This window comes from Natronorubrum bangense, from assembly GCF_004799645.1.
In the GTDB taxonomy this organism is placed as follows: Archaea; Halobacteriota; Halobacteria; order Halobacteriales; family Natrialbaceae; genus Natronorubrum; species Natronorubrum bangense.
Genome location: NZ_CP031306.1, coordinates 81,318 through 108,060 on the forward strand (window position 1 = coordinate 81,318; position 26,743 = coordinate 108,060).

The 26,743-nt window shown below is 62.7% G+C and carries 25 protein-coding genes; 10 read left to right on the forward strand and 15 right to left on the reverse strand.

The annotated features are described in order from the left end of the window. Positions 1-43: 43 nt before the first annotated feature. Positions 44-1,228, forward strand: a complete 1,185-nt coding sequence (locus DV706_RS15800; protein WP_006067942.1) for an NAD(P)/FAD-dependent oxidoreductase — start codon at positions 44-46, stop codon at positions 1,226-1,228. Between the two features lie 24 nt (positions 1,229-1,252). On the opposite strand, the gene DV706_RS15805 is transcribed toward DV706_RS15800, so the two are convergent. Then, positions 1,253-1,702 (reverse strand): Hsp20/alpha crystallin family protein, encoded by a 450-nt coding sequence (locus DV706_RS15805; protein WP_006067941.1) that lies wholly within the window; start codon positions 1,700-1,702, stop codon positions 1,253-1,255. A gap of 208 nt (positions 1,703-1,910) precedes the next feature. Further along, entirely contained in the window at positions 1,911-2,069 is a 159-nt protein-coding gene (locus tag DV706_RS21830) for a DUF7559 family protein (RefSeq protein WP_006067940.1), read from the reverse strand. Positions 2,070-2,183: 114 nt separating this feature from the next. On the opposite strand from DV706_RS21830, the gene DV706_RS15810 reads away from it, so the two are divergent. The 3 genes from DV706_RS15810 to DV706_RS15820 all read left to right on the forward strand — a co-directional run bounded on the left by DV706_RS15810 (position 2,184) and on the right by DV706_RS15820 (position 5,984). Beyond that, positions 2,184-3,911 carry a radical SAM protein gene (locus DV706_RS15810; protein ID WP_006067939.1) on the forward strand — a complete coding sequence of 576 codons (1,728 nt, stop codon included), beginning with the start codon at positions 2,184-2,186 and terminating at the stop codon, positions 3,909-3,911. Between the two features lie 121 nt (positions 3,912-4,032). Then, positions 4,033-4,437, forward strand: a complete 405-nt coding sequence (locus tag DV706_RS15815) for a TRAM domain-containing protein (RefSeq protein ID WP_006067938.1) — start codon at positions 4,033-4,035, stop codon at positions 4,435-4,437. Positions 4,438-4,619: 182 nt separating this feature from the next. Next, entirely contained in the window at positions 4,620-5,984 is a 1,365-nt protein-coding gene (locus tag DV706_RS15820) for a hypothetical protein (RefSeq protein WP_006067937.1), read from the forward strand. Positions 5,985-6,001: 17 nt separating this feature from the next. Here the strand turns inward: DV706_RS15820 and DV706_RS15825 are convergent, their stop codons facing one another. The 4 genes from DV706_RS15825 to DV706_RS15840 all read right to left on the reverse strand — a co-directional run bounded on the left by DV706_RS15825 (position 6,002) and on the right by DV706_RS15840 (position 8,773). Continuing rightward, on the reverse strand, positions 6,002-6,727 hold the full coding sequence (locus tag DV706_RS15825) for a heptaprenylglyceryl phosphate synthase (protein WP_006067936.1): 726 nt from the start codon (positions 6,725-6,727) through the stop codon (positions 6,002-6,004). A gap of 128 nt (positions 6,728-6,855) precedes the next feature. Beyond that, a complete protein-coding gene (locus DV706_RS15830; protein ID WP_006067935.1) occupies positions 6,856-7,563 on the reverse strand; it encodes a YkgJ family cysteine cluster protein in 708 nt (235 codons plus the stop codon). Positions 7,564-7,592: 29 nt separating this feature from the next. Beyond that, positions 7,593-8,378 carry an MBL fold metallo-hydrolase gene (locus tag DV706_RS15835; protein WP_006067934.1) on the reverse strand — a complete coding sequence of 262 codons (786 nt, stop codon included), beginning with the start codon at positions 8,376-8,378 and terminating at the stop codon, positions 7,593-7,595. Positions 8,379-8,491: 113 nt separating this feature from the next. Beyond that, on the reverse strand, positions 8,492-8,773 hold the full coding sequence (locus DV706_RS15840) for a helix-turn-helix domain-containing protein (protein ID WP_006067933.1): 282 nt from the start codon (positions 8,771-8,773) through the stop codon (positions 8,492-8,494). Positions 8,774-9,115: 342 nt separating this feature from the next. On the opposite strand from DV706_RS15840, the gene DV706_RS15845 reads away from it, so the two are divergent. Beyond that, positions 9,116-9,823, forward strand: coding sequence for a class I SAM-dependent methyltransferase (locus DV706_RS15845; protein ID WP_006067932.1), 708 nt, complete (start codon positions 9,116-9,118; stop codon positions 9,821-9,823). 147 nt (positions 9,824-9,970) lie between these two features. Next, on the forward strand, positions 9,971-10,870 hold the full coding sequence (locus tag DV706_RS15850) for a glycosyltransferase family 2 protein (RefSeq protein WP_006067931.1): 900 nt from the start codon (positions 9,971-9,973) through the stop codon (positions 10,868-10,870). A gap of 57 nt (positions 10,871-10,927) precedes the next feature. Here DV706_RS15850 and DV706_RS15855 read toward each other — a convergent pair whose 3' ends face one another. Continuing rightward, positions 10,928-11,707 (reverse strand): DUF7839 domain-containing protein, encoded by a 780-nt coding sequence (locus DV706_RS15855; RefSeq protein ID WP_006067930.1) that lies wholly within the window; start codon positions 11,705-11,707, stop codon positions 10,928-10,930. Positions 11,708-11,883: 176 nt separating this feature from the next. On the opposite strand from DV706_RS15855, the gene artA reads away from it, so the two are divergent. Both artA and DV706_RS15865 read left to right on the forward strand, forming a co-directional pair. Then, complete coding sequence (gene artA, locus DV706_RS15860; RefSeq protein ID WP_049890003.1) at positions 11,884-12,900, forward strand: archaeosortase A; 1,017 nt, start codon at positions 11,884-11,886, stop codon at positions 12,898-12,900. Between the two features lie 2 nt (positions 12,901-12,902). After that, positions 12,903-13,613 (forward strand): metallophosphoesterase, encoded by a 711-nt coding sequence (locus tag DV706_RS15865; RefSeq protein WP_006067928.1) that lies wholly within the window; start codon positions 12,903-12,905, stop codon positions 13,611-13,613. Positions 13,614-13,647: 34 nt separating this feature from the next. Here DV706_RS15865 and DV706_RS15870 read toward each other — a convergent pair whose 3' ends face one another. The 3 genes from DV706_RS15870 to DV706_RS15880 form a co-directional block, all read right to left on the reverse strand. Further along, positions 13,648-14,127, reverse strand: coding sequence for a cupin domain-containing protein (locus DV706_RS15870; RefSeq protein ID WP_049890019.1), 480 nt, complete (start codon positions 14,125-14,127; stop codon positions 13,648-13,650). A gap of 150 nt (positions 14,128-14,277) precedes the next feature. Continuing rightward, positions 14,278-15,570, reverse strand: coding sequence for an NAD(P)/FAD-dependent oxidoreductase (locus DV706_RS15875; RefSeq protein WP_006067926.1), 1,293 nt, complete (start codon positions 15,568-15,570; stop codon positions 14,278-14,280). 99 nt (positions 15,571-15,669) lie between these two features. Further along, complete coding sequence (locus DV706_RS15880; RefSeq protein ID WP_006067925.1) at positions 15,670-15,804, reverse strand: hypothetical protein; 135 nt, start codon at positions 15,802-15,804, stop codon at positions 15,670-15,672. Positions 15,805-15,936: 132 nt separating this feature from the next. Between DV706_RS15880 and DV706_RS15885 the strand changes: the two genes are divergently transcribed. Then, positions 15,937-16,392 (forward strand): acyl-CoA thioesterase, encoded by a 456-nt coding sequence (locus tag DV706_RS15885; protein ID WP_006067924.1) that lies wholly within the window; start codon positions 15,937-15,939, stop codon positions 16,390-16,392. 78 nt (positions 16,393-16,470) lie between these two features. Here the strand turns inward: DV706_RS15885 and gatB are convergent, their stop codons facing one another. The 5 genes from gatB to DV706_RS15910 form a co-directional block, all read right to left on the reverse strand. Further along, positions 16,471-17,967 (reverse strand): Asp-tRNA(Asn)/Glu-tRNA(Gln) amidotransferase subunit GatB, encoded by a 1,497-nt coding sequence (gene gatB / locus DV706_RS15890; protein WP_006067923.1) that lies wholly within the window; start codon positions 17,965-17,967, stop codon positions 16,471-16,473. 67 nt (positions 17,968-18,034) lie between these two features. Next, positions 18,035-18,712 carry a LiaF transmembrane domain-containing protein gene (locus tag DV706_RS15895; RefSeq protein ID WP_006067922.1) on the reverse strand — a complete coding sequence of 226 codons (678 nt, stop codon included), beginning with the start codon at positions 18,710-18,712 and terminating at the stop codon, positions 18,035-18,037. A gap of 78 nt (positions 18,713-18,790) precedes the next feature. After that, positions 18,791-21,871 (reverse strand): FAD-binding and (Fe-S)-binding domain-containing protein, encoded by a 3,081-nt coding sequence (locus DV706_RS15900; protein WP_006067921.1) that lies wholly within the window; start codon positions 21,869-21,871, stop codon positions 18,791-18,793. A gap of 86 nt (positions 21,872-21,957) precedes the next feature. Beyond that, positions 21,958-23,715: an L-lactate permease gene (locus DV706_RS15905; RefSeq protein ID WP_006067920.1), complete on the reverse strand. Its 1,758-nt coding sequence runs from the start codon at positions 23,713-23,715 to the stop codon at positions 21,958-21,960. 240 nt (positions 23,716-23,955) lie between these two features. Beyond that, complete coding sequence (locus tag DV706_RS15910) at positions 23,956-25,734, reverse strand: L-lactate permease (protein ID WP_006067919.1); 1,779 nt, start codon at positions 25,732-25,734, stop codon at positions 23,956-23,958. Positions 25,735-26,004: 270 nt separating this feature from the next. Here DV706_RS15910 and DV706_RS15915 point away from each other — a divergent pair, with 270 nt between their 5' ends. Then, complete coding sequence (locus DV706_RS15915) at positions 26,005-26,622, forward strand: helix-turn-helix transcriptional regulator (RefSeq protein WP_006067918.1); 618 nt, start codon at positions 26,005-26,007, stop codon at positions 26,620-26,622. Positions 26,623-26,743 lie beyond the last annotated feature (121 nt).

The window sequence follows — 26,743 nt, forward strand, 5'->3', positions numbered from 1 at the left end:
AGTGCCAATCGCAGGCCCGAACCGTGCCCACCGGTGATCGTCGATGACTGATTCCGACGAGCCAGCACTCGCCGTCGGCGCGGATGCGTTCACCCAGGACGGCGCCGGCCTCGAGGTCGCCGTGGTCGGCGCGGGTGCGATCGGCGCGACGACGGCTTACGACCTCTCTCGCTCGGGGGCCGATGTAACGCTGTACGACCGCGAGTCGATTGCAAGTGGTGCGAGCGGTCGAGCCGCGGGCGTCTGTTACAACGCCTTTGCAGGCCCGCTCGACGCCGAAATCGGTCGTGAGGCCATCGAACGCTTTCGGGATCTCTCGGGCGACGACACCTTTCCGTTCGTCGAATGTCCCTACGTCTGGCTCGCCCGAGAGGGGGAGCCAGATCGAGCCAACGCGATTCGCGACCAGATCGAGCGTATGCAGGACAACGGCACCATCGCACTCGAGGTCGATGCCGACGCGCTCGCAGACCGGTTCCCAGCGCTGTACACGGACGACGTCGCTGTCGCCGGGATCGCCGGCGCGGCTGGCTACACCGATCCCGCTGCGTATACGGCCTGTCTCGCTGCCGCCGCGAACGGAGCCGGTGCAACACTCGAGCCGAACACACCCGTCGAGATCCGAACCGATCCCTCGTGTGTCGTGCTCGAGGACGGCACCGAACACGCGGTCGACGCAGTGGTCGTGGCGGCCGGTGCACACACGAAACAGCTGCTAGCCGACGCCGGCATCTCGATCGCGATGAAGCCATACCGCGTACAGGCGCTCGTCGCGAGGGGCGATATTGACGAGCCGATGTGTTACGATGCGAGCGGTGAGTTCTACCTGCGCCCACATCCTGAGGGACTGCTCGCCGGCGACGGGACCGAATACGTCGAGGCCGACCCTGATGCGTACGACCGTGAGGCCAACCCGGAGTTCGCGACAGGGCTGCTCGAACGCGTTCGCCATCGGCTTCCCGACGTCGACCTCGACCTCGAGCGGGCATGGGCTGGACTCTGTACGGCGACACCGGATCGAGAGCCGCTGGTCGGCGAGCTACAGCCGGGGCTGTACGTCGCAACTGGGTTTCAGGGACACGGCTTCATGCGTTCGCCGGCGATCGGTGCGCGTCTCGCAACAGAAGTGTGCGGCGGTGAAGGGATCGATGCGTTCGATCCGACCCGATTCGATGGTGACGAGTCGTTCGAGATCATCGACGGGATGGCAGTTGACACAGAGCGCTGAGTGTGTCGTCGCCAGCAGTCGAGTTCACTCGTCGACAGTCAACTCGTCGGTTTCGGAGTCAGCCTCGATCTCCGATTCAGCTTCGCCGTTCTCGACTGCGGAATCTTTTGGAATGTCGATCCGCAGCGTCCCTGTTTCGGTCAGCGTTGCCCTCCCTGCGTCCGGATCGACGACCGCGTCGTCGGGGAGTTCGGCTTCGCCGTCGAGTTCCATCCCACGGCCGGGGAATCGCATCTCGTAGCTGTCGCGGAACTGGCGAAATCTGTTGATTCGGATCTTGACAGTGCCCTCGAGATATCTGACCTGAACGTCGTCGGGTTCGACACCCGGAGCGTCGAAGATGACCAGATACGCCGTGTCGTTTTCCAGAATATCAACAGGCAACGATCGGTGTTTCTGAACCTGACTGTGGGCACGACCAATGTTCCGATAGAGGGCGTCGCCAACCGACTTGTGGAGATCTCTGAAGCTCACTGGGAGTCACCCGTACTGGCTGCTTGCGGGGCCGCAGAGGGGACCTGGAGGTGCGTCGAGGCCATGGCTTGTCAAAATGTTACACGATCCGCATTCATATCTCTTTTGATAGAACAAAAGAAACGTCTGACACGTTCTTTGTTCATTAGTTATTACCTGTGGCCTCTCCGCTCTCCGCTGGCGGTTTCGCGTTCCCTGGCTCCGCCTGTCACAGCGACACTTTCTCGAGACAGTCGGTGCCGCCACAGACGGGACACGCGAGATCTGTCACGTCGAGATCGTCGGGGACGTCGTACGTGTAGTGGTTCTCGAACAGATCGAGAACACAGTCCTCGGCAGTGCAGACGAACTCTTCGGTCAGTGGCATACCCCGTGTAGGAGAACGACACGCATCAACGTCGGGGTTTCGGCGACTCGAGCACGATGGCGTGCGCTCGAGCGTGTAGTCACCGTTTTATCACTCGAGGCGCTACCGGGAGCTATGACTGCCCCCGAGACGCTGTCGGTGACGATCGTCGACGGCTACGTCGACGAGCCCGCCCACTTCGGGGTGCCGCCGTACATCTCGACGTACCCGCGGTATACGGCCGGCGCGCTCGTCGATGCGGGCGTCCCACGCGAACAAATCACATACCACACAATCGACCGGCTTCGAGACCAGCCCGATCAGTGGCGCGACGTCGACGAGGCCGACCTGCTGATCTATCTCGGCGGAATGACCGTTCCCGGCAAGTACGTCGGCGGCACGCCAGCCGAACCCGACGAAGTGCGAAAGCTCGCCTGGACCGCCACCGGCACGAGCCTGATGGGTGGCCCCGTCAAGTTCGGTGTCGGCGACGAAAACGCTGGCGCGACCGAGACCGAACGCCAGGACCTGGACTTCGATTTCGTCGCCAAAGGCGACGTCGAGGCTGCCGTCTACGACCTCGTCGAGAACGGCCTCGAGGGCTTCTCGAATCGGATGCGTGACGTCGAGGAAGTCACACGGTGGGCACAGGGCGGCGCCTTCATTGTCGACCAACACCCCAACCACCCCGATCATCTGATCGCCGAACTCGAGACCTCCCGTGGCTGTGCGTATCGCTGTTCGTTCTGCACGGAACCCCTCTATGGCAACCCCTCGTTCCGGCCGCCGCCGTCGGTCGTCGGCGAAGTCGATGCGCTCTCCAATCACGACGTGAAACACTTCCGAATCGGCCGGCAGGCTGACATCCTCGCCTACGGCGGCGACGGCGAGGCACCAAACCCCGACGCACTCCGCCAACTCTACAGTGGCATCCGCGAGGTCGCACCCGACCTCGAGACGTTGCATCTGGACAATATGAACCCGATCACGGTTGTCAACTGGCCGGAAAAGAGCCGGGAGGGGATTCGAATTATCGCCGAGTACAACACGCCCGGCGATACGGCTGCATTCGGCCTCGAGTCGGCTGACCCCATCGTCCAGGAAGAGAACAACCTGAACGTTAGCGCCGAGGAGTGTTTCGAGGCGGTCAAAATCGTCAACGAGGAGGGGGGCTGGCGACCCGGAGAGGATCCGGCCGAGGCGCCCACCGTCGGCGATGACGCGCCACGGCGACTCCCCAAGTTGCTTCCCGGCATCAACCTCCTCCACGGCCTCAAGGGCGAACGCGAGGAGACCTACGAGCGCAACCTCGAGTTCCTTCAACGAGTCTACGACGAGGGGTACATGCTCCGCCGTATCAATATCCGACAGGTGATGGCGTTCGACGGCACCGACATGTCCGATACAGGTGCCGAGATCGCCAACGAGCACAAGAAGCTGTTCAAACGCTACAAACAGCAGGTCCGCGAGGAGATCGACAAGCCGATGCTTAAACGTGTCGCGCCGCCGGGAACCGTGCTTCCGGACGTCCACCTCGAGTACCATCAGGACGGGACGACGTTCGGCCGCCAACTCGGCACCTATCCGCTGTTGGTCGGGGTGCCGGGCGAACGCGACCTCGGGCAGACGATCGACGTCGCCGTCGTCGACCACGGCTATCGATCCGTCACCGGCGTTCCGTATCCGCTCGATCTCAACGACGCCTCGATGGATGAACTCACCGCGATCCCCGGTATCGGCGACCGGACCGCAGGCGATCTCGTCATCAACCGTCCCTACGACTCCGTCGGTGATGCCGACCTCGAGACCGAGTTCGACCTTGCCCAGTTCATGACGACGCGATCGCTCGAGCACGCAGACTGACCCAACTGCGGCAGAACTGGCCTGCTCGAGTAAATACTAAGGAAGGTGCTGTGAAAATAACGGTTTCCAGTCGGTAGTTCTATTATGGAGGCCCGTCAGAGGTGAGACTGAGGGTCTACCTGTGGAAATATCTGAAAAACTCCTGTGTCTGTTCAGTACGGAGGTCTCGGCAGAGGAGGACCGATACGTCATCGAAGTACCACGTCAAGAAGTCGAAACTGGGGATATCGACCCGGAGGACGTCTACCGCGTCGCACTCATCTCCCGTGACGAGGCAACTGATACCGAAACGCCGACGGCACAGCCACAGAGCGCGCCGTCAGAGCCACAGCCACCGGTCGACGTCGGCGAAACACGCTACGTCGAGATCGAAGACATCGGCAAGCAAGGCGACGGTATCGCCCGCGTCGAACGTGGCTACGTCATCATCGTTCCGGGTGCTGACGTCGGCGAGCGCGTCAAGGTCAAAGTCACCGAAGTCAAATCGAACTTCGCTGTCGGCGAAATCATCGAAGAGACGTTCTGAGGAACGACCGTTTTGAGGCAGTTGGCTGGTGTTACAGCCACCAACCCCACGCCTCACACCAGTCTGTCACACAGCACTCGCTGTGCGGGCCGTACGCGACGCTCTGAATACGTCAGACCGTTCTCACAGGGACACTGTCCCGACAGCAGAACTATATACTATCGAAAGAGTGCGTTTGACGAATGCGTCGCTCAATCGTTGTCGCAGCGGTACTCGTCACTATCGCGTTGCTCTTCATCGGTGGCCCATCGCTCCTGTTTTCGCCATCAACGGCCGACATTGCACCGGAAGAAGACGACGCGTCGGATCCGGAGATCGTCACTCCGGATGGCAGCGAGAGTGGATTCTGGCCGTATCTCAATGCTCGTGAGGCCCACGAGAAGCGGAGTCCGCTGAACGTCGTCGTTCGGGGCGATACCGAGACGATCGTCCAGCAACTGAAAGACCACGGTGACGAAGACTGGGAGGAGACAGATCACGACCATTTCGATGCTGCAGAACTCGTCGATTCGGTGGCCAACGGAAGTCACGAAGACAACGAAACCGTCGGTGGAGATCTCGCCTCCGAAAACGGTGATTCGGAACAGCTCATTTCACCCACCGAAGTGCCGTGGTCGAAAGCCGACGGTGCGACCCGGCTTGCCTACTTCGACCCAGGAACCGGTGACGACGCCTACTGGACGACCGAAACCCTTCAACTGGAGGACGGTGAGTACTACGGCTACCGGTATCACATCCGGATGTACGAGGGTCCGAACCAGGACGATCAGTGGGTCGTGATGCAGACCCACTCGGAGCATTTCGATTGGTTCACCCTTCGACACCGCGTTGACGGCGTCGAAAAGGCCCAGTATCGCCTCGAGAAGGACTTGATGTCGATTCCTGCAGTCGACGAACGCGAAGACGTGGCCCGGATCAATCTCGGAAACAGCGGCCCCTCCGATGCCGACGGCTGGGCAACGAAAGTCAACCTCATGAGTGCGACCGTCCTGCTCACGGTTGGCCTTGCCACCCGTCGTGACGGGTTGCTCGAGCCAGCGAAATCGAAACTCGATGCACAGCTCACCGAGACCGATCGAACACGCATCGAAGCCGCTACTGACCGGATCGAAGCCGGCCACCTCGTGCTCCTCGGAACGATCATTACGATTATTCTTGGGGTTCGGGTTATGGGTGTCGCCCTCGACCGTCACGTCGGATTCCTGTCGGTCCACATGATCGCAGCACTGCTGTACCCGTTTATCGCCCTCGGGGTACCGATTTCGACGTACCTGATCGCTCGCGGGCTCACCAGTCGACTCGATGCTGCGGTCGCCGCGTCGGGTTCGCTTGCCGTGGCGATCTGGCTCGACTACGGCTTTGTCAACCTGAATTCGCTCCCGATCGACGTCGTGCTCCAGCGGATACTGGTTGTGATCGCGCTCGGATTGATCGCCGGCGGGGCGGCCAAACGCGCAACACGGACGTCACCGGTCAACGATATGCTACTCGCTGGCGTCGCGATGTGGGTGCTCGTCCTCGTGGGAACGCTGTTCGGCTACCTCTAACCGTCCACAACGACTCGCTACTCCGTCGGAATCGTCGTTCGAAACCGCTCGAGATCGTCGTGAAAACAGTCACCGACGACGATCGCATCCGCACCAGCCGCGAGAATCTCGGTCGCTTTCTCGCGGCTGTCGATCCCACCGCCGTACAGCAGCGTCGTCTCCTCGAGCACGCGAGCGGCGGCTTCGACGTCTTCTGGGCCGCCGTAGCGTCCAGCGTACTCGAGATAGAAGATCGGAAAGTCGTACAACAGCTCCGTCGCAAGGGCAGCGCCAGCGACCTGTTCAGGTGTGTACGCCGCATCGACGCCTGACGCGGCTGCGGCCGTCGACTCGAGATGCTGGATCACGTACCCCTCGCCGAGGATGGGCGTTTCGAGGAGCGCGGTCGTCCCCTCGCCGGCCACCGACGCCACGTTGCGCCCGAGTTCAGTGAACATGTCGACGTGTTTGCCCACGAAATGGTCGCGGTCGCCGTTGTAGACCGCTGGGACGGCGATTGCATCGACGGCGTCGACCGTTTTCTGGGAGACGTGGGTCGGACTGGACGGCTCCTGAAAGACCGGTGTCGTCGGGAGCGCGTCCGTGATGGTTCGAATCGTCTCGAGTGCGTTGGCCGCGGTGACGCCGTCAGAGCCACCGACGACCACCAGATCGGTTCCCTCGAGTGCGTCGAGAGCAGCCGGCAGTGGTTTCGCCGGATCGACCTTCGTGACGTGATCGATCTCGTCCCAGTCGGTATCCATACTAACCAGTTCGGTGACGTAATGCAACTCTCTGTCGGTGGTCACACCCTGTCGCTGTCTCCCGCAGAGTCAATCGGCGGTCGCGGGTGCGCCGGCCTGCCGTCACCACCGCTCTCAGCCCGCCCCGCTTACTCCTCGAGTGGCGTCCCATCGACTCGCTTTGGGCCCTCGGAGTCGTGGACGACAACCTCGCCGGGAGCCGGCGTGGCGGGCGCGTAGGTATCTCGGACGGCGATCGCTTCCTCGAGTTCACGAACGGCCCGTTCTTTGAGCGCCCCGGCGAGTTCCTCGGCGTCCTCGCGGGAGATCTCCCGTCCGAGCCCCTCACACTCGTGGGCGCGGAGGACCCCTTCCTCGTCGTCGGCTTCCCGTTGTGCCGGGAGCGCAACGCTGTCGACGGCCTCGCCCATCGGCTGACTGGTCCCTGCAAGCGCCACGCTGAACGGATACGTTTGACAGATCAGTGGGCGATCGTCGTGGGCCGTACAGCCGCCGACGCCGTCGGTCTCTTCATAAAACACACAGTCACCACAGCTGTCAGTCTGGAGCGCCCACTCAAACGTTTCGCCTTCGAGGTCGCCGTCGTCGGTCTCGGCGAGGCCGTAGGGCATCGGGCGAGCGATGTCACGCCAGTCGGCTGCGCTGTCGTGTGTGTCACTCGCCTCGAGGTCTCGTATCTCGTCGGGAAAGACGGTTGCCGTATGGTCGTCCTCGGCCTCGCCCGTACAGCACGCCCCACAGCGGGTACACTCGAAGCCAATCGATTCGATCGCGTCGGCGAGTTCGTCGATCGACAGCTGGCGCGCCGTGTCGAGTTCGGCTTCGAGGGATTGCACACCTGAAGATACCCGCCAACGGGCAAAAGTCAGTCGCTCGCGGTCGCACGGCTCCCGTCCCATGCGAGTCGTCTCTCGACGGCGAGTTTCTCGAGATGGGCAACGACGGTCGCTCGCGCGAGGTCACGAACGCCAGTGAGGTCTTTCTCGTAGGCGGTTTCGAGGATCTCGTCGAGCGTTGTCGAACCGGTTTCGACCGCCTCGAGGATGCGCTGTTCCCGCCGTCGTCGGTGGGCGAGCAGTCGCTCTGTGGTGTCTCTGGGCGCCTCGATCGCGGGGCCGTGACCGGGCCACAGCGTCGGTGGGTCGATCGCCCGGAGACGACGCAGGCTCGTCACATACGCCCGCATGTCGCCCTCGGGCGCGCCGACGACGACGCTCCCCTCGCGGACGGCACAGTCGCCACACAGAATCGGACCGCCACGCCCAACCTCCAGCGACATGTGATCGGGGGCGTGGCCAGGCGTCTCGAGCAGTCGGACGTGGTCGTCACCGAGTGGAATCGTCGCCCGCGGCATGAACGTTCGGTCTGGATCACAGCCGACCACGTCCCGGAAGCGGTCAGTGCGGCCGGTTCGAGCCCAGACAGTCGCGTTCGTTTCCTCGGCGTAGGCGGCGACAGCACCCACGTGGTCTGGATGGGTGTGGGTGACGAGAATATGCTCGACGGTGTGGGCTCGAACCAGTCGGTCGAGGTCGTCGGTTCGTGCCGCCGGATCGACCAGCATTGCCGGCTCCGAGCCAAGCAGATAGGCGTTGGTTGTCCCAGTTGGCGCACGCGTCGTGACCGGGACCGAACACCGGGTGACATTCATAGCTCGACAGTCGACAGGTGGGCACAAATCACTGACGAGAACGGCTGTCCTGGCAGGTCCGACGGTGTCACGTTTCTCCCAACCCCGTCGGCGTAAGCCGGGGGTCGACAGACTCAGTAGTTGAGGTAGTAGACCTGTTTGCGCGCGTCGCGGAAGCTGTATCGGGAGCCGATCAGGCCGACGTCCTCGAGACGGTTGAGAGCGTAGCGAACAGTTCGATCCGGCAGCAGCGATTCCTCGGCGAGTTGACCCTGAGAGAGCGGCGAATCGGTTTCCAGGACCTTCGCAACGAGTTTCGCACTCGGTGGTAACTCACGCAAGCGGTCACGGTATTCGTCCTCTGAAAGCGGTTCCTCACCAGCAACACCGCGGTCCTCAGCTGTCGTCGTACTCATACCTACGTCACCGGAATCGCCAATGGTAAAGCTTCCCTATATGTGGATACGAACAGTCCAGTTTGTATAAGGTCTACCCATAGAGTATTAATACCGATTGTCGAATTGCGGCTCCCTCTTTGGGTTCGAGTTATATATGGCACGTTCGAAACGACCATCCCAGACCGGTCGACTGTCAACAATCTCGTCGCGAGACCGGTTTGTCGGACCGAACCGACTCCTCCCTCAGCGATAGATATGTTAGTCTGTTGGGAGATCGTCCGTTGGTGGGACGATCTGTCTCCGGCTCGCCGATAGACTCCAGTATCGTTTTATCCTCCCGCTCCTGTAGTTTCGCCCAGTGTGAAAGGACAGGAGTGGTACCAAGCCGACGACGTCGCCGAGGAATACGACGATAAGCGGTTCTCCCGCGGTGGCCAGCTGATCGACCGCCGGGAGAAAAAGGCTGTCCTCGAGGCTATCATGCCTATCGAGGGGCAGAACATCCTCGAGATCGCCTGTGGTACCGGGCGATTTACGGTGATGCTCGCCGAGCACGGCGCCGACGTCGTAGGACTCGATATTTCGGCGGCGATGTTACAACAGGGACGTACAAAAGCGCAGAACAAAACACTCGAGGGAACGCTTGAGTTCCTTCGTGGTGATGCGGGACGACTGCCGTTCCCGGACGATCACTTCGATACCGTCATCGCGATGCGGTTTTTCCACCTTGCGGACGATCCCGAAGCGTTCCTCGAGGAGATGCGCCGGGTCTCTCGAGACCAGATCGTCTTCGACACGTTCAATCGGTTCAGCGCCCGCAGTATCTACAACTGGGCACTGCCGATGGGGTCGAGACTCTACTCGAAGAGCGAAGTGAGCGTCTTGCTTGCCAAGACGAACCTGACGTTGATCGACGTCGAGGACGATTTCATCGCGCCGTACGGACTTTACCGCGCGATCCCGAACAAACTCGCCTCGCCGATCCGAACGCTCGATAAGACGATCGGCAAGCTTCCAGTCAGCGACCATCTCGCGTCAGTGTCCTACTGGAACACGCGAGTCCGCTGACAGCAGACAGCCCGCTGCCATCTCCTGAACGGGGGTGCGCGTGTCGCTGTCATCGCGGCACCCCGGCTACTGGTGTCGACTCCGAGACGTTCGTCTCTCGGTGACGAATCCCCGTAATTTTACTATCGATGGATTCTACCAGAGAGTATGGAGCTCTCGGTAGTCGTCTCGACGCTCAACGACCGAGAGCAGTTACTCTCGTCTCTCGACGCGCTCGCGGAGCGAACGCCACCGTCGACAGAACTCATCGTCGTCAACGGCCCGTCTTCGGACGGCACGACCGGCGTCGTCCGTGAACGCACCGACGTCGATGTGCTCGTTGAAATCTCCGAACGGAACCCGAGCGTCTCGCGAAACGCTGGTCTCCGGGCTGCCGAGGGCGATGTGATCGCCTTCCTCGGTGGCGAGTGTGCGATCGAACACAGCTGGTACGACGCCATCGAACGCTCGATCGCAACCGGCACCGACGTCGTCACTGGCCCCGTGACTGGTAAACAGCGGGACCACGATCCTCGGACGCCGCGGACCGTCGCCGGCCGTCGCGTGGTTCATTTCGACGGCGACAACGTCGCGTTCGACCGGACCGTCCTCGAGGCCTTAGATGGGTTCGACGAGTATCTCGAAGACGGCGGCGAACGGGACTGTGCCCACCGTGTGGCCGGGCTCGGCTTCGATACTGACTGGGACGCAGAGATGGCTGCTCGACGCGAAGTCGGCACTGATGGTGGCCAGACGGATCGCAACTGGGGGACAGCGTATCGATCACTGTCCTATCGACTCGCGAAAAACTACGGCCCTCGACCGACCGTCCTCGGGCGGACGATCGGCAGCGCCCTTCGTGACGGGTCGGCGGGAGTTCGCGGTGTTCTCACCGGGGAGGAGACGCCGACGGGCTGGGTGTCGGACGGGACCGATGTCGTCTCGAACGCCGCACGTGGACTGCGAGATGGGCTCTCCGCTCGCTACACCGATCGCTCGAGTCAACGAAATCCGAACGGGCTGTCGGTCCGACACGATCGAGCGGTCCACGTCTACGATCGTCGGTAACGGGCGTTGCAAACCAGTCCGACGACAACTCGAGTCTCCGTGTTTCGACCTTTCACGCTATCCTTCGAGGACTTCGTACGAAACGTCGGCATCGCGGAGCGTATCGGTGACGCGGCCGACCTCGTTGGTCGTCGCAACTGCGGTCACATCCAGCCCTCGTTTGGCACCCTCGGCAGCAACCTCACCGGCGGCGAGTGTTACGGTTGGCTCAGCCCCATCCTGTCGACAGGCGACGACGGCTTCGACACCCGCCGCGACGACCAGATCGGCATCGGCACACTGTTCGGCGACGAGCTCTGAGTCGGCTGCTCGACTGCCACCAGTCCGAACGGCAGGTATCTGAAGGACGGTAACGGAGCCGGGCTCGAGATCCATGACGCCCTCGAAGCTCGTGACGCCGACGTCGGTCCCAGCCTCGGCGTCGGTCGTTGCAACACCAGTCGCTGGCCCCTCACTACCGGGACTTGCGTGGAGTAAGCCGTTTTTCACCGAGAGCGTGACGGTGTCGCCTTCTTCGATGTCGTCGGTTGCGATGTAGGCGGCCTCGCTCATCGCACCCAGAATGTCTCCGGTGATGTGGTCGGCAAACCGGCGGACGTCGTCGGCGGTCCGGAAGAGCCAGTCGACGCCTTCGTTCGTGACGCGATACCGCGAGCGGCCTTCTTTCTCGACGAGGCCGTCATCGACGAGTTCGCGGATGTACTCGCTGACGGCCTGACTCGTTACGCCGACTTCCTCGGCGATCTCTCCCTGACTGACGGCGGGCTGGCGCTCGGCGATCTGGACGAGAATCCGAAATCGCGTCGCGGTCCGCTTGTTATCGAGGACGTCGACCATACGTCTACTCTTTCCCGACCGAGGCAAAAAGGTACGCGGTCGGCGACAGCTGTTCCGGCTTTTCGACGCGTCTGTGGTGGCTCGGCGGTGCCAGCGCACTCTCGAGTGCGGGAATCGCCGGCTGGAACGCAAGGCGTCAAGTTGATAGCGAACGCGTCCTTCAGTCTTTCACGAATATGCCGTCCCTACCTGCTGGGACCGACACGGTGTCGGTCGTCGGCCTCGAGCGTGCAGGCACGACCGCACTGACGCCGGCGATTTTTAGTTCCATTCAACTAACAGACGTGTTAGCATGGGTCTCTATCGCTGCGTTTTTCGTGGCGTTAGTTCTCCGCTGGCAGGGGGCTTTCGAGCCGGCACGGTATCTCGCGACAGGTGCCTGGATCACTTTCGGTGGGTTCTGGCTGACGATGGTGCCATACTACTACTACGAGATGCAGAGCCCGTTGCAGACGGTGCTGGCGCTCGTTGCGCTGCCGCTGTGTGCGTACGCCGGCTATCTCCTCTGGGGCGGGCGTGACTCGCTGTTTCTCCTCACGAAAGCGATCGCGTTTATGGGGCTGATCTACTTGCCAGCCGAAACGATCCCGGTCTTCCGAGCGTGGCTGATCGAAACCACGGCAGTCCAGACCCACTATGGGATGGAACTGCTCGGTCACAGTCCGGGCATCAATGAGGGGGCAAACGGCTACGAGAGTCGGTTCGACTTCGACCCCGACGAGACCGTCACTGGACGAACGACCTACATCATCCTTGCTTGTACTGGTATCGGGAGCATGGCCATCTTCGGTGGCCTGATCGCTGCCGTGAAAGCGCCGCTCAGACGGAAGGCGACTGCCTTCGCCGCCGCAATCGGCATCATCTGGCTGCTCAACCTCTTCCGGAACGTCTTCATCGGCCTGGCCTCCCCGTGGGGCTGGTTCCAACAGGAGTGGCTCGTCTCCATTATGACTACTTACATGGGTGCCGAAGAGAGTCGTGTCTCCTTTCTCGTCGCCCACAACTACATCGCTCAGTCGCTATCGATCGTCGCACTGGTCGGGATCACCTACCTCGTCGTCAAGATCCTTCCCGAAGTGCTCGAGCCGCTCGAGGAGGTCCTCTTTATTCTCACTGGCAACGAATACGACCTCTTCGACGCTCTCGGCAAGGATCGCGTGCGCGCTGACGGTGGTTCCGGTCACGACAACTAACTGTGCCTCCTCGCGTCGACCTCCCGTTTTCGCCGATCGAACGCGCACTCTTCGTGCCTGCAGCCGACACGCTCGTCATTGCCGACGTCCACCTCGGCCGCGGGGCTGCCTCGAGCGTTGACGCACCGATCGACGACGCCAAAGCGATTCGCGATCGACTCGAGTCCCTGCTCACCCGAACCGACCCGGAGACGGTCGTCGTCGCCGGCGACGTGCTACACGCCTTCGATGGCGTGCCATGCGGTGTCGAACGCGATCTGGCGGCGCTCGAGGACACAGTCGACGCGGCCGATGCCTCGCTTGTCGTCACACCAGGGAACCACGACACGATGCTCGAGACGGTGTTCGATGGGACCATGGTCGGCGAGTACCGGCTCGCGGATGACGAGACGGTGGTCTGTCATGGCCACGAACGACCCAAGACGGACGCGACGCGGTACGTCATCGGCCACGACCATCCCGCACTGTCCGTCGACGGACGCAAACGGCCCTGCTTTCTCTACGGGCCGACCGTCTACGAGGGAGCGGACGTGATCGTCTGCCCAGCGTTCACGACGCTTGCTGGGGGCGCGACGGTCAACGAAATGCGTGCTCGAGCGTTCCAGTCACCGCTGGTCACCGACGCAGATGCGTTTCACCCGGGCGTCTGGGATGACTCGAGCGAGGAACTGCTGTGGTTTCCGCCGCTGGGAGCGTGTCGGCGGCTGCTGTAGTGGCCGTACTGGCAGCGACACCGGAACGAGCGTCCTACTCTCCATCCCAGTAATCGACGTCGTCGTCGATGGGATAATAGCCGTGGAGTGACCGTTCATCTCGGCCGCCAGGCGGTGTGCCGACGAACACACCCAGTTTCTCCGAATCGGGGTACACTGTCACGTCCGGCTCGTTCATCGTCGAGACCATGAGATATCGAAGCGGCGTTTCCGAGTCGTTGATCACCTTGTGGCCACCCGTTTCGTTGGCTGGAAAAGAGACGTAGTCGCCCTCGGTGAGTGGATAGGTTTCATCAGCCAGCCGAAGCGTTCCCGTGCCCGCGAGCACGTACATCGCCTCTTGGTTTGCGGTGTGGTAATGGTATGGCCACGATTCGTGTTCAGCCGGGAGTTCATAGAGGCTACAGCCCAGTTGGTCACCGTCTGTCTGCTCACTCAACTGCTTTCGCCGAACGTGCATCGCACCGTGTTCGAGCGCTGTCCACTCGAGTTCGTCCTTGTTCACAGGGCACATGAGGTAGGCTACCAGGCCAGCGATCATAGTCGTTTATTCGGATTCGCCGTCGATCACACGGCGTTGCGTCCGGAGCGAGGGCCCACTGATACGCGAATTCGTGCGGCTCTCGAGACGACCGGTCGACCGGCGCCGGATCAACACAGGACGCTACAGCGAGTAATCCTCGAGCACTGCCTGCGCTGCGTCCTGGCCGCTTCGCATCGCACCCTGAATCGACGACCAGCGGGTGTAGTCGCCGGCGAGATAGACGGTTCCCGGTGGATCTCGCGTGTCGGGGAGTCCGTTATGAACCCCCGGTGGCTGGTCGAACTGAGCGAACTCGATCCGGTCGGTCCGAAGCGTCTCGAGCGCGTCGAACCGCTGGTCGGGATACCACGTCTCGAGCGCCAGCTGCGTCCGTTCGGCCAGCTCCGACTCGCTGTGGTCGGGCTCGCCGAGATAGGTCGCGCTGATCAGCGTCGTGCCATCAGGAGCGTGCTCCGGGGCGACCGCGCTGTGGGGGACGATGTGGTTCGGCGCGTCGTCATCGACTGCGTTGAGCAGCAGTCGTTTCCCAGTCTCGAGGTCCGCTTCCGCTGGCAACGCGTAGTACTGGGTCACGCAGGCCCGCGCGTCGGTTGGTATCGACTCGAGGCCGGTAAGCTCACGAGCGGCCGGCGGATCGGTCGCGACGACGACCGCGTCGGCCTCGACTGTCTCCCCATCGGCTGTCGTCACTGTCGCGGACTGGTCCGCACTCGAGACGGCTTCGACCTCGACTCCGGTCTCGAGCCGCCCGCCGGCGTCTCGGACGTGACCTGCAAGCTGGGCTGGAATCGCACCCATCCCCGCGGCCGGGACTGCAGCCCCGCCGTCGGCGAGGGTGGCGAACGTGTACTCGAAGACGCGACTCGAGGTCGACAGCGACCGATCGAGGGTGATCCCGCCGTAGAACGGTGCGAAAAAGCGCTCGATAAAGCGGTCGGAGAAGCCGCGTTTGCGAAGATAGCGTTCGATCGACTCGTCTGCCTCATGTTTGCCGTCGAAAAACTGGTCCGGATCGACTCGGCGGAGTTCCAACCAGAGCCGGGCGACGCGGAGTCGATCGCCCATTGTTACGTCGTCGTTCGTCAGCGTCGCGGGGAGTGTACTCGGCTTCTGGCGTGGATCTGCGAGCACTGTCCGGTGGTCAGTGCCGATGATGGTCGCCCCCGACGTGAACCGACGTAGCTCCAGGGCTTCGAGGTCCAGCTCACGCTGAACGGCCGGATACGTCGGAAACAGAACCTGGAATCCGCGATCGAACCGATACCCGTTCTGGTCGTGTGTTCGAACACGACCGCCGACGGTGTCACGACGTTCGAGCAACGCTACATCAACACCGTGGTCGGCAAGCCGGCGTGTCGCAACCAGCCCGGCGAGCCCACCACCGACAACGACGACCTGTGGAGTCGACTGCATGCTCGAACGATAGACAGGAACGCACAAAGGCGTAGGGCCAAACGGTGGCTGGCGGTTTCCGACTCAGGTGCCAACCTCGAGCCACCGAACGATGGGCTGTCAGAGACCCGCGAGCAGTCTGAGTGCGACCCCGAGAAGAATCACGAGAATCCCAAGGATCGTCGCAACTGGTGGGATTGGAATGAACAGCAGTACGATACCGGCAAGGATCACAATTGTCGAGACTCTGACCATACAACAGTGTCGTGATGACGATAGGTAGCGTTGTGGCCGGCATTGACAGCGTCACAAAAACCCAACTCGAGACACGTCCGACTGGTTGCCGTGGCCGGTACGGCTTTAACGATCGCAGCGGCGGTACGTCGTATGGGTGCCACTGACAACACCGGACAGCCCGAGTTCCAACCCGTCTTCGAAAACCGTGTTCGATTCGCCGAAACCGACCAGCAAGGGATCGTCTTCTATGGCGAGTACTTTACGTTTCAGGACGAGGCGATCTCGCAGCTCTTTCGGGAGATCGATTACGGCTACGATCGGATGCACGAGAACGGCTGGCAGGTCCACGTCGCAAACACGGAACTGAACTACCGCAATGCGGCCGAGTTCGGCGACGTTATCATCAACGAAGTTCGCGTCGTCGATATCGGCACCGCGAGTTTCACCTCGGAGTATCGGGCAGTGCGCGCAGCGGATGGTGAGTGTCTCGCCGACGGCACCGTCACCCATGTTGCCGTCGACCGCGAGACCGAAACCCCGACGCCTATCCCCGAGACGTTCCGCGAGGGTGTGGCCGCGTTTCAGGGCGGACTCTCGAGTGAGTGATAGCCGGAGACCGGCTCGCCGTCGTAGCCGGTCGGCCAGCTCAAAAAACGGTGAGAGACCCGCTGTGCGGCGACTCGGTTACGCCTCGAGTTCGGCTCGCAACAGCTGGTTGACGTCGCCGGGGTCGGCGCTGCCGCCGGTCTTTTGCATGACCTGCCCGACAAGGAAGTTGATCGCACCATCGTCGCCCGATTCGTAGTCGTCGACGGCGTCGGGGTTTTCGTCGATCGCCTCAACGACCGCTTGCTGGACCTCATCCTCGCCGGTTTTGCCCAGTCCCTCTCTGTCGACGATCTCGTCGGGAGCATCCCCGTCGTCGAGCATCGATCGCAGCACGGTCTCGTGGGCGTTTTTCGCCGTAATCTCGTCGTCAGCAACGAGTTCGACGAGTCGCATGACGTCCTCGAGTCGGCCCTCGAGATCCGTAATTTCCATATCGCGGTAGTTGAGTTCGCCCAGCAGGTTGTCTGCAACCCACGTCGCCGCCAGATCGGGATCGAACTCGCCGGCGACGTCCTCGTAGAAGTCCGCGACCTGTTTCGTCGAGGTGAGCTTCGAGGCGGCTTCCTCACTCAGCCCATACTCCTCTTGGAATCGCTCGCGACGTGCCGTCGGGAGTTCAGGAATCGAAATTTCGTCTTTCCAGCCCGAGACGCGAAGCGGCGGCAGGTCGGCCTCCTCGAAGTAGCGGTAGTCTTTCTCCTCTTCTTTCGAGCGCATCGAGACCGTGATCCCCCGAGACTCGTCCCAGTGGCGGGTCTCTTGTTCGACCGCGCGTCCACGCTGGATCGCGTTCTTCTGTCGGGTCTCCTCGTAGGCCAAGGCCTTCTCTGCGCCCTTGTGACTCGAGATGTTCTTCACTTCGGTTCGGTTCGCCGCGGCGAGTGCCTCGTCGCTGATCTCGGTGACGTCGTCGCTTTCGATCTCGTCTTCGGGGATAATCGAGAGGTTGGCGTCGATCCGCAGGCTGCCGTCGCGCTCGGCGTCGAACACGCCGAGATACTCGAGCACTTCCTCGAGTTCGGCCAAGAAGGCCCGGACTTCGCCCGGACTGCGGAAGTCGGGTGCCGTGACGATCTCCATCAGTGGCGTGCCCGCGCGGTTGTAGTCGACGAGCGTGTAGTCGGCCGAATCGATGCCGCCACCGCCGCCGACGTGCTGGAGGCTGCCCGGGTCCTCCTCTAAGTGGGCGCGCTCGATCGTGACGGTTCGGCGCTGGCCCTCGACGCTGATCTCGAGGTCGCCGTCCTGACAGATCGGCTCGTCGTACTGGGTGATTTGGAAGTTCTTGGGCAGGTCGGGGTAGTAGTAGTTTTTCCGGTGGAAGCGGGTCTCTTCGGGGATGTCGGCGTCGATCGCCTTGCCGATCTTGACGGCGGCTTCGACGGCGGCCTCGTTGAGCACCGGCAACGCCCCCGGCAGGCCGAGACAGACCGGACAGACGTTCTCGTTCGGTTCGTCGGTCTGGTCGGTCGAACACCCACAGAAGATCTTCGTGTCGGTCTCCAGCTGAACGTGGACCTCGAGGCCGATGACGGTCACGAGGTCGCCCTGCTGGACGGTCTGGGCAGTCATTGCGCCACGATTCGGGCCGGGCCGGGTAAAACGTAACGGGACGGACTCGAGGGGCTGTCCGTCAGTCTCAATCGACGACGGTGATGCCACCGAACGCAGCGAACCCGGTGACGACGAGATCGACCGAATCGTGTTCTTCGGCCCGGCGTGGCCGCTCGTCCTCTGCACCGCCAAAGATCGGGAGGACGTCGACCTGGACGTTCCAGTCAGTCGGAACGCGGACGTCGACGCCGCCGAACACGGCCGTTGCGTTGACTCGAGCCGGTCGATCGGAGACGGTTGCATCACGAAGGTCGAGATCGACGCCGCCGAATACGGCCGTCAGCTCGCCGCCGACGAACCCATCGGTCGTCACGCGCCGGTCAGCACCACCGAACAGCCCGACCGCCGTCACGAACGCATCGCTGACCTCGTATGCCCGTGCCCGGTACTGACCGAGGATCACGGACAGGCCGAGTAAGACGATAAGCAGGGGCCAGAGCGCTTCGAAGTCACGCCATTCGACGACACCCAGCGTGGCGAGTTGCCAGCCGCCAGCGACGACGATGACGACCAGCGGGCCGGTGACGTTCCGGAGGCGGCTCGAGACGAGCGCGTAGAGACCGGCAATCACGAACAGTGACGGGACGAACTGGAGGAGCTGTGTCGTATCGTACACGCCAGTGGTGTCGAGTAACAGGAGGAGGCCGAGCAGTACGATGAACCCGCCGAGGAGTTCCTGGGCTGAAAGACGGCGTGAAGACATACATACAGACCAGACCAGTCAACTAAATAAAAACTCGGGAAGAACCGGCGACGAAACTCGCCCCGGCGCTGGTTCCGACTACCGTCGCCCGGCGAGTGCCGCGGCGACGACCTCGATCGGCGTCGGCGGCTTCTCGGTCGCACCGGGACGGTCCTCGAGTTGGGTCCGACAGGATGCGCCGGGAGCGACGACGCGCTCGGCCGTGCTGTCGTCGACCTGTTCGTAGAGGACCTCACCGATGGCCTTACTCATCGAGTAGTGTTCGACCTCGTAGCCAAAGGAGCCGGCCATTCCACAGCACGTCGAATCGAGCGGATCGACCGCGTAGCCGGCCCGTCGAAGAACGCCGACGGCGTGGTGGTCTTTCGCGTGGGCCTTCTGATGGCAGTGGCCGTGGTAGGCGAGGTGTTCGTCGGGGGCCGCGAACTCGATGTCGGCGTCGAGATCGAACTGATCGATGTACTCACAGACGCCGTAGGTGTTCGTGGCGACCGCCTCGACCTCCGGATGGTCGAACAGGTCGAGATAATCCGACTGGACCATGACGGCGTCGGAGGGCTCGATCAGGACGACGTCGTACCCGTCCTCGACGTACGGCAGGAGTTCGTGGACGGTGTCGGTCGCGTCCTCAGCGGCCTGACCGAGCAGCCCCTTCGAGTACGCTGGCCGACCGACATCGCGTGGGTCAGCAATCTCGACGTGGACGCCTGCGGCCTCGAGCACCGCGAGGGCGGCTTCTCCGGCCTCGGGATACTCGTGGTTGGTGTAGATGTCGGGAACGAGGACGACGCGGCGGTCGGCCTCGCGAGCGGGCACGGCGGGTCGGTGGTCCGCGACGCGTTTTGCAAACGTGTTGCGCTGGAACGTCGGCAGGTCGCGCTCGCGGGAGATCCCAAGCAACTTCTCGGTGAGGACGCCGCTGCCGGGCAGCTTCGCCATCCAGTTCGAGACGGGGGCCGTCGCAGAACCGAGCTTTGCGAGGGTCTCGAAGTTCGTGAAGAACTGATCGCGAAGCGAGACGCCGTTTCGCTTGTGATGTTCGTAGGTGAGTTCGGCTTTCAGCTTGGCCATATCGACCCCGCTCGGACAGTCGTGTTTACAGCCCTTACAGCCGATACAGAGGTCGAGCACCTCCTCGACGAACTCGTCGTCGAACTGTTCGTCTGGCTCGAGTTCGCCGCTCATCGCCTGTCGGAGCATGTTCGCCCGACCACGCGTCGAGAGGATCTCCTCGTCTTCGGCCCGGAAGGTCGGACACATCACGCCGCCGGTCGTGGACTGCTCGCCGCGACAGCCGCCACAGCCGTGACAGAGTTCGGTCATCCCCTGAAAGCCCTGGTCGTTGTCCCACTCGAGTGCTGGCTCGAAGCCGGCGTTGAACTCGTAGTCGGGGCCGAACCGGTGGTTTTTGGTCATATCGGTCGGGTCGTCGTCGCGGTAGACGACCTGCCCCGGATTGAGCAGCCAGTCGGGGTCGAACGCCGTTTTGAGCTCCTGGAACGTCTCCCAGACCGCCTCCCCGTACAGTTTGCGGTTCCACTGGGTGCGAGCGCGGCCGTCGCCGTGTTCGCCCGAGACGGAGCCGTCGTACTTGACGACGAGGTCGGTCACGGCGTCGGTGATCGACTCCATGTCCTCGAGACCCGCGTCGGTCTTCGTGTTCACCAGCGGGCGGATGTGGAGGACGCCCGGACCGGCGTGGGCGTAGAAGCTGGCGTAGGTGTCGTGGTCCTCGAGGACCTCCTGGAAGTCGGCGACGAACGCCCGAAGGTTTGCCGGCGGGATGCCGGTGTCTTCGATGAAGGCGACGTGTTTCTCGTCGGTCGTCCGCGAGAGCAAGATCGGGAGGCCGGATTTGCGCAGCTTCCAGATCTTCGCCCGACTGTCGGCGTCGTAGGCCTCAATGGCGTCGAACGCCAGCGTGTCCGCACCGGTGATCGTTCGCTCGTCCTCGTCGTCGGCCTCGCCCTCCGACTCGACGCTCGGACAGCGATCCGCGAGCAGGTTCGCGACCTTCCGTTTGCCGTCGTCGACGTCGTCAGCGTAGAACTCGACGATCAAGACCGCGGCCGTCCCGTCCGGAAGCATCTCGGTGACGGGCGCGAATTCGGGAGTGTCTCGTGCGAGGTCGATCATCACGTCGTCGAGCACTTCGACGGCGGCCGGATCGTGTTCGACGATGGGTTCGACGTCGTCCATCGCTTCGAGGACGCTGTCGTAGGCAAGCAACGCCATGCTCTTTTCCTCGGGGATCGTCTCGAGCGAGACGGTCGCCTCGGTGACGATCGCAAGCGTTCCCTCGCTGCCACAGAGCAGTTTCGCGAGGTTGATCGTCCCACCTTCGGAGTCGGGTTCGCCGATGCCGCGTTCGCCGCCGTAGGCGTCTTCGACGAGCCAGTCGAGATTGTAGCCCGAGACGTTCCGTTTCAGGTCGGGGTAGACGTCGTCGATGAGATCGCCCTGCTCCTCGAGAATTCGGGCGACTTCGGCGTAGATCGCCGACTCGAGGTCGTCACCGTCTGCGAGTTCCGGGACGTCCTCGAGGTCGACCTCGCCGAAGGTGGTGACGGTTCCATCGGCGAGCACGACTTCGACTTCCTCGACGTAGGCGTCGGTCTTGCCGTACTGCAGGGAGTGAGCACCCGTCGTGTTGTTGCCGATCGCGCCGCCGAGTGCGCTCTTGTCGCCCCACGCCGGGTCAGGGGCGAACTTCAGTTCGTGGGGCGCGAGCGCCTCGTTGAACGAACCGAGATAGATCCCCGTCTGTGCAGTTGCGCGCCGGGCGTCGGGATCGATGTCGACGACGTCGTCCATGTACGTCGTGAAATCGAGGACGACGGCTTCGTTGACCGTCTGGCCGGCGAGACTTGTCCCGCCACCGCGGGGGAGGACCGGAATTTCGTTGTCGGCACAGTAGGAGACGACACTCGCAACATCGTCGGTCGACGTCGGGAAGACAACGCCGATCGGTGTCACCTCGTAAATGCTCGCGTCGGTCGCATACAGCTGTCTCGAGTAGCTATCGAAGCGAACGTCGCCATCGACGCGGGCCTCGAGGTCTGCGAGCAGGTCGGGCCGTTCGATGTCGTCGCTCTGGTAGTTGTAGTTCGCTTCGGGATCGTCCGCTGGGTCGAGTCGGTTTGGTGGTGTTATCGTCATTGGTGTTGTCTCAGGCGTCCGTTAGCGTCAGTCGAACGCTTCGTGAGATGGGTATTGGGAGTCGATGCTTATACTGCCAGCGACGGTTAGAACACCGTCGGGAAGACGACGTAGGCGGCAATCGTCGTCAGGAGACCGCCCACGAACAGATAGTATGCGACGGGGATAAGGTTGAGTCGAACGATTCGGCCGGTCTTGCCGACCAGTCCGACCGTCGCGAGGGCGGCGATGACGTTGTGAATCGCGATCACGTTCCCGATCGCCGCGCCGATAGACTGTGCGCCGAGCATCAGCTGGGTTGGCAGTCCGAGGCTCTGGGCGACTTCGAACTGGAACGCACTGAAGGTGATGTTACTGACCGTGATCGAGCCAGCGATGAACGCACCGAGCGCGCCAACGGCCGGTGCGAACATCGGATAGGCGGGCCCGATCACTGCTGCGGTTGCATCCGCCAGGACGACGATCATGCTCCCGTCGGGGACGCCGGCGGCGGCTCCGTCCTCGAAGTGGGCGTCGGTCTCGAGCATGATTTCGACCATCGCGATGACGAACACGAGCGCGACCAGCGGCGAGACGATTTTGCTCCCGGCCTCGCGCCACGCACCAGCGGCCTCCTCGAGATCCATCCCGAACAGCGGGATGGCGATCAGCGCGCTGATGATGAGCCAGGTGCCGGGAACGTAGGCCCAGTCGATCGCCCCGCTGATTTCGGTTCCGAAAATCGAATTCCACTCGAGGAAGACGAGGTTGGTCTGGACGGTCGTTCCGAAGAGTTCGGCCACCTCTCCCTGCAGGAAGTCCGCGGCGGGTTCGACCACGCGGGTCCCGATCAGCAACACGACGAGAATCAGGTACGGCGACCACGCACGCAGCAGCGACATCGACTGCGTATCGGCCGTCGCCGTGTCCGTCTCGTCGCTTCCCGGCTCGATGGTCCCGACCCAGTGGTCGGGCCACTCGTCTTGTGGAGGGAACTCCCAGGTGGAGTCCGGTTCGAAGTAGCCCGCTTTGAGCGCGCCGACGACGATTGCGCCGCCGACCATCGCGCCGATGAGCGAGGGGAGTTCCGGGCCGATGAACCACGCCGACGCCCAGTAGGGGACGGCGAAGGCGACGCCGGCGAACAGACACAGCGGCGCGACGTCCCACAGCGGGGCGAGCGATCGCTCCTCGGTGTCGCCAAAGAAGTAGACGACCATTCCGACGGCGAACATCGGCATCAAGACGCCGAGAATGCCGTTGAACAGCGCCGCCCAGCCGCCGGCCGACGCGGCAAATTCGCCGACCGACATCCCGCCGGTGGCGATTACATCCTCGACGCTCCCGAGTGGTGCCTCGAAGCCGACGATGACCGGCGTGCCGACCGCGCCGAACACTGTCGCAACTGCGTGTCCGACCAGCGCCGCGACGACCGCAGCCAGCGCCGGGAACCCCAGCGCGAGCAACAGCGGCGCGACGACTGCCGCCGGCGTCCCGAAGCCAGCGACTCCCTCGATGAACGTCGCGAGGAAGAAGGCGAGCAGGACGACCTGCACGCGGCGATCCTCACTGATCGAGGCGAACCCGTCGTTGATTCGGTCGACCGCTCCCGATCGCATCAGTGTATACAACAATACGAGCGCGCCGAAGACGATCCAGAGGATCTCGATCGCCGCCATGCCGCCACGGATACTCGCCGCAACGATCCACTCGAACGGCATATCCCAGATCACGAACCCGACGATCGCAGCGACGAGCCACGCGACTGGCATCGACCGTGCGGCGGGCCACAACAGGCCGACCAGCAACACAGCGACGATAACGAGCGGTGCCAGTGCCGCTCCGACTTCGATCAGACCGGTCATAGCGGACCCGTTCCAGAAGATTCAATCCACTGAATTGTTCTCTCGTCGTCCCATCGAATGTGAGATGGCCGCATCGGTCGAGTCTCGAGGGGATCACCATGTATATTTATCGGAATTGTCGAGCACTCCCATGATTGTTGCATATATAATGAATATATGGGATGATTGCTGGCCATACATCCAGGGATGGTCGATTTAGTGTTCGTTCGGAGACAAGCGCGGAAACGTCGAAGCCACAGGTCAGAAGACATCTGGGAAGAGGACGTAGACGAAGAGTACGGTCCAGACGCCCACAAAGACGGTGTAGTATACGAGCGGAACGAGATTCACCCGGATCACGCGCCCCTCTTGGCCGACGAGGCCGACCGTTGCGAGCGCAGCGACGACGTTGTGGATCGCAACGAGGTTCCCGATCGCGCCGCCGACAGCTTGTGAGCCGACGGTGAGTTCCCGCGAGATGCCGAGGTTCTCCGCAGCGATGAACTGCAGCGGGCCGAACGTGATGTTGCTGACGGTGTTCGATCCCACGAGTGTGGCCCCGAGCGCGCCGATGAGCGCGGCGACGAACGGGTAGGCGGGCCCGAAGACGGTCGCGGTTGCCATCGCGAGGACGACGATCATGCTCTGGGGCGGTGCATCCGGATGGGCGGCCGACTGGAGCATGACCTGTGCCATTGCAAGGACGAACACCAGCGCGATCAGCGGCGTCACGAGCTTTCTGGCGGCCTCGAGGCAGGCGGTTGTCGCGTCCGATCGTTCCATATCGAACAGCACCATCGCCGCGAGCGCGCTGCCCAGCAGCCACATGCCGGGGACGTAGCCGAAGTCGATCTCGTTGCCGATTCTCGTCCCGAATATCTCGGCCCACTCGAGGGAGACGAGGCCGATCGTAAACTGGCCCACGCCGGTACTGATCGACCAGAGCGTCAACGACAGCTCTCGGCCGAGGATCGTCACCGTCTCTCCCTGTAACAGTGCCGGGAGCGGTTCCACCAGCCGAGTGACGACGAGCAATACGAGCAACAGGAGGTACGGCGTCCACGCACGAACGAGAGACATCCGTGGCTCGCTGGACAACACCGATCCGCGGTCGCCGGGCTGGATGTCGCCCAGCCAGTGGTCGGGCCACTCGGACTGGTCGGGAAACTCCCAGTCCTCGTCGGGAACGAAGTAGCCCGCCCGCAGCGCGCCGACGACGACCGTCGCGCCGACCATCGATCCGATCAGACTCGGAAACTCCGGCGTGACATACCAGGCCGAAAACCAGTACGGAACGCCGAACGCGACGCCTGCGAACAGACACAGCGGCGCGACCTCGAGTGCGGGCCTGATCGATCGGCGCTCGCCAAAGAAGTAGACGACCATCGCGACCGCGATGAACGGCATCAAGACGCCAACGAGCAGATGGTAGGTCGCCGCCCACGCTGCGACGTTGACCGAGAACTCCGCTGCAGTCACCCCCTCGCTTTCGAGCGCCGTTCTGATCCGGAAGACGCTATCCATCGGTTCCCGGATGCCGACGATGATCGGCGTCCCAACCGCGCCGTAGGTGACGGCGATGATGTGGCCGATCAGCGCTGCGATCACTGCCGCAAGCGCCGGGAAGCCGAGTCCCAGCAACAGCGGCGCGACGACGGCTGCCGGCGTCCCGAAGCCGGCGACGCCCTCGAGGAACGTCGCGAGGAAAAAGGCGACCAGAACCACTTGGATGCGGCGGTCCTCGCTGACCGTCGCGAAGCTCCGGTTGAGGGCATCGAACGCCCCCGCTAGCATCATCGTATACAAGAGCACGAGGGCACCGAAGACGATCCACAGGATCTGTATCGCGGTGAGGATTCCTTCGATCGTCGCCGCGGCGAGCCACGCTGGCGGCATGTTCCAGACAACGGCGGCGACGCCGATGGCAGCGAGCCACGCGATCGGCATCGCCCGTGTCGCCGGCCACAGCAATCCAACGAGCAAGACGCCGACGACGAGCAGGGGGAGGGCGGCGAACAGTACGTCTAGTTCCGATACCATACTCGTCAATTCGTCACACCGGTCTCACAGACGACTCCTACAGCGCCCCGCCGCTGGCGTTCCCCTGGCATCATGTCGTATGATATCTGTGTACATGTACCAGTTATAGTTGTCGGATCGGAACCCCCCACGGATATCGCACGATGATATAAACTGAGACCACAAACGTGTACTCCTCACGCGGGTATCCGACCGAATTCGGTATCATTTCCAGTTCCGACTCGGCTCGCGGGGCAAAAGCATTTACAGTCGACTGCACTGGTAGCGCGTATGGGTGCTGATCGAGAACGGAACGAACACGGGCAGTACACCGATCGAATCCCCCCGGAGGCCGCCCTCACTGTCTTCGAGGATCGGTCAGATTACGGTCGGCCGCTGACTGCTGACGACGTCATGGACGCGCTCGAGTGTTCCCGCCGAACCGCCCACAACAAACTGAATGAGCTCGTCGATCGCGGGACCCTCGAGACGCGCAAGGTGGGTGCTCGAGGACGGGTGTGGTGGATTCCGATCGAGACGCCACCGGAACGAGGACAGCCCGAGGTGGCGTCGCCGGCGGGAGAACGAACCAAGGGTGACGAGTCGTCCGCCGCCATCGAGACGGCGATCCGCACTGCCGACCTCCCAGGAACCGGGCAGTCGCTCGAGGCGCGCCGCGACGCGTTACGGGCAGCCTACGAGTACATCGTCGATCACCCGAGCGCGACCAAGTCGGAGTTCCTCGAACACGTCTATCCCGACCACCCAGCCGAGTTCGAGACGGCGGAAGGGTGGTGGAACGCGATTCAACCCGCGCTCAAGGAGTTGCCTGCCGTCGACCCGCCCGAAGAGCGAGGTCACATCTGGAACTTCCTCGGGGACGATCGGTTCACGCCAACGCTCGGCTGAGAACGCTGTTACACCGGCGCTGGCTTCCGTCCGTTCTCGACTCGCTACTCGTGGTCCGGGGCTGAATCCGGTTGGCGTTCGGTGCCGTGACGCGACAGCTCTCGCTCGGATTCACGCTCGA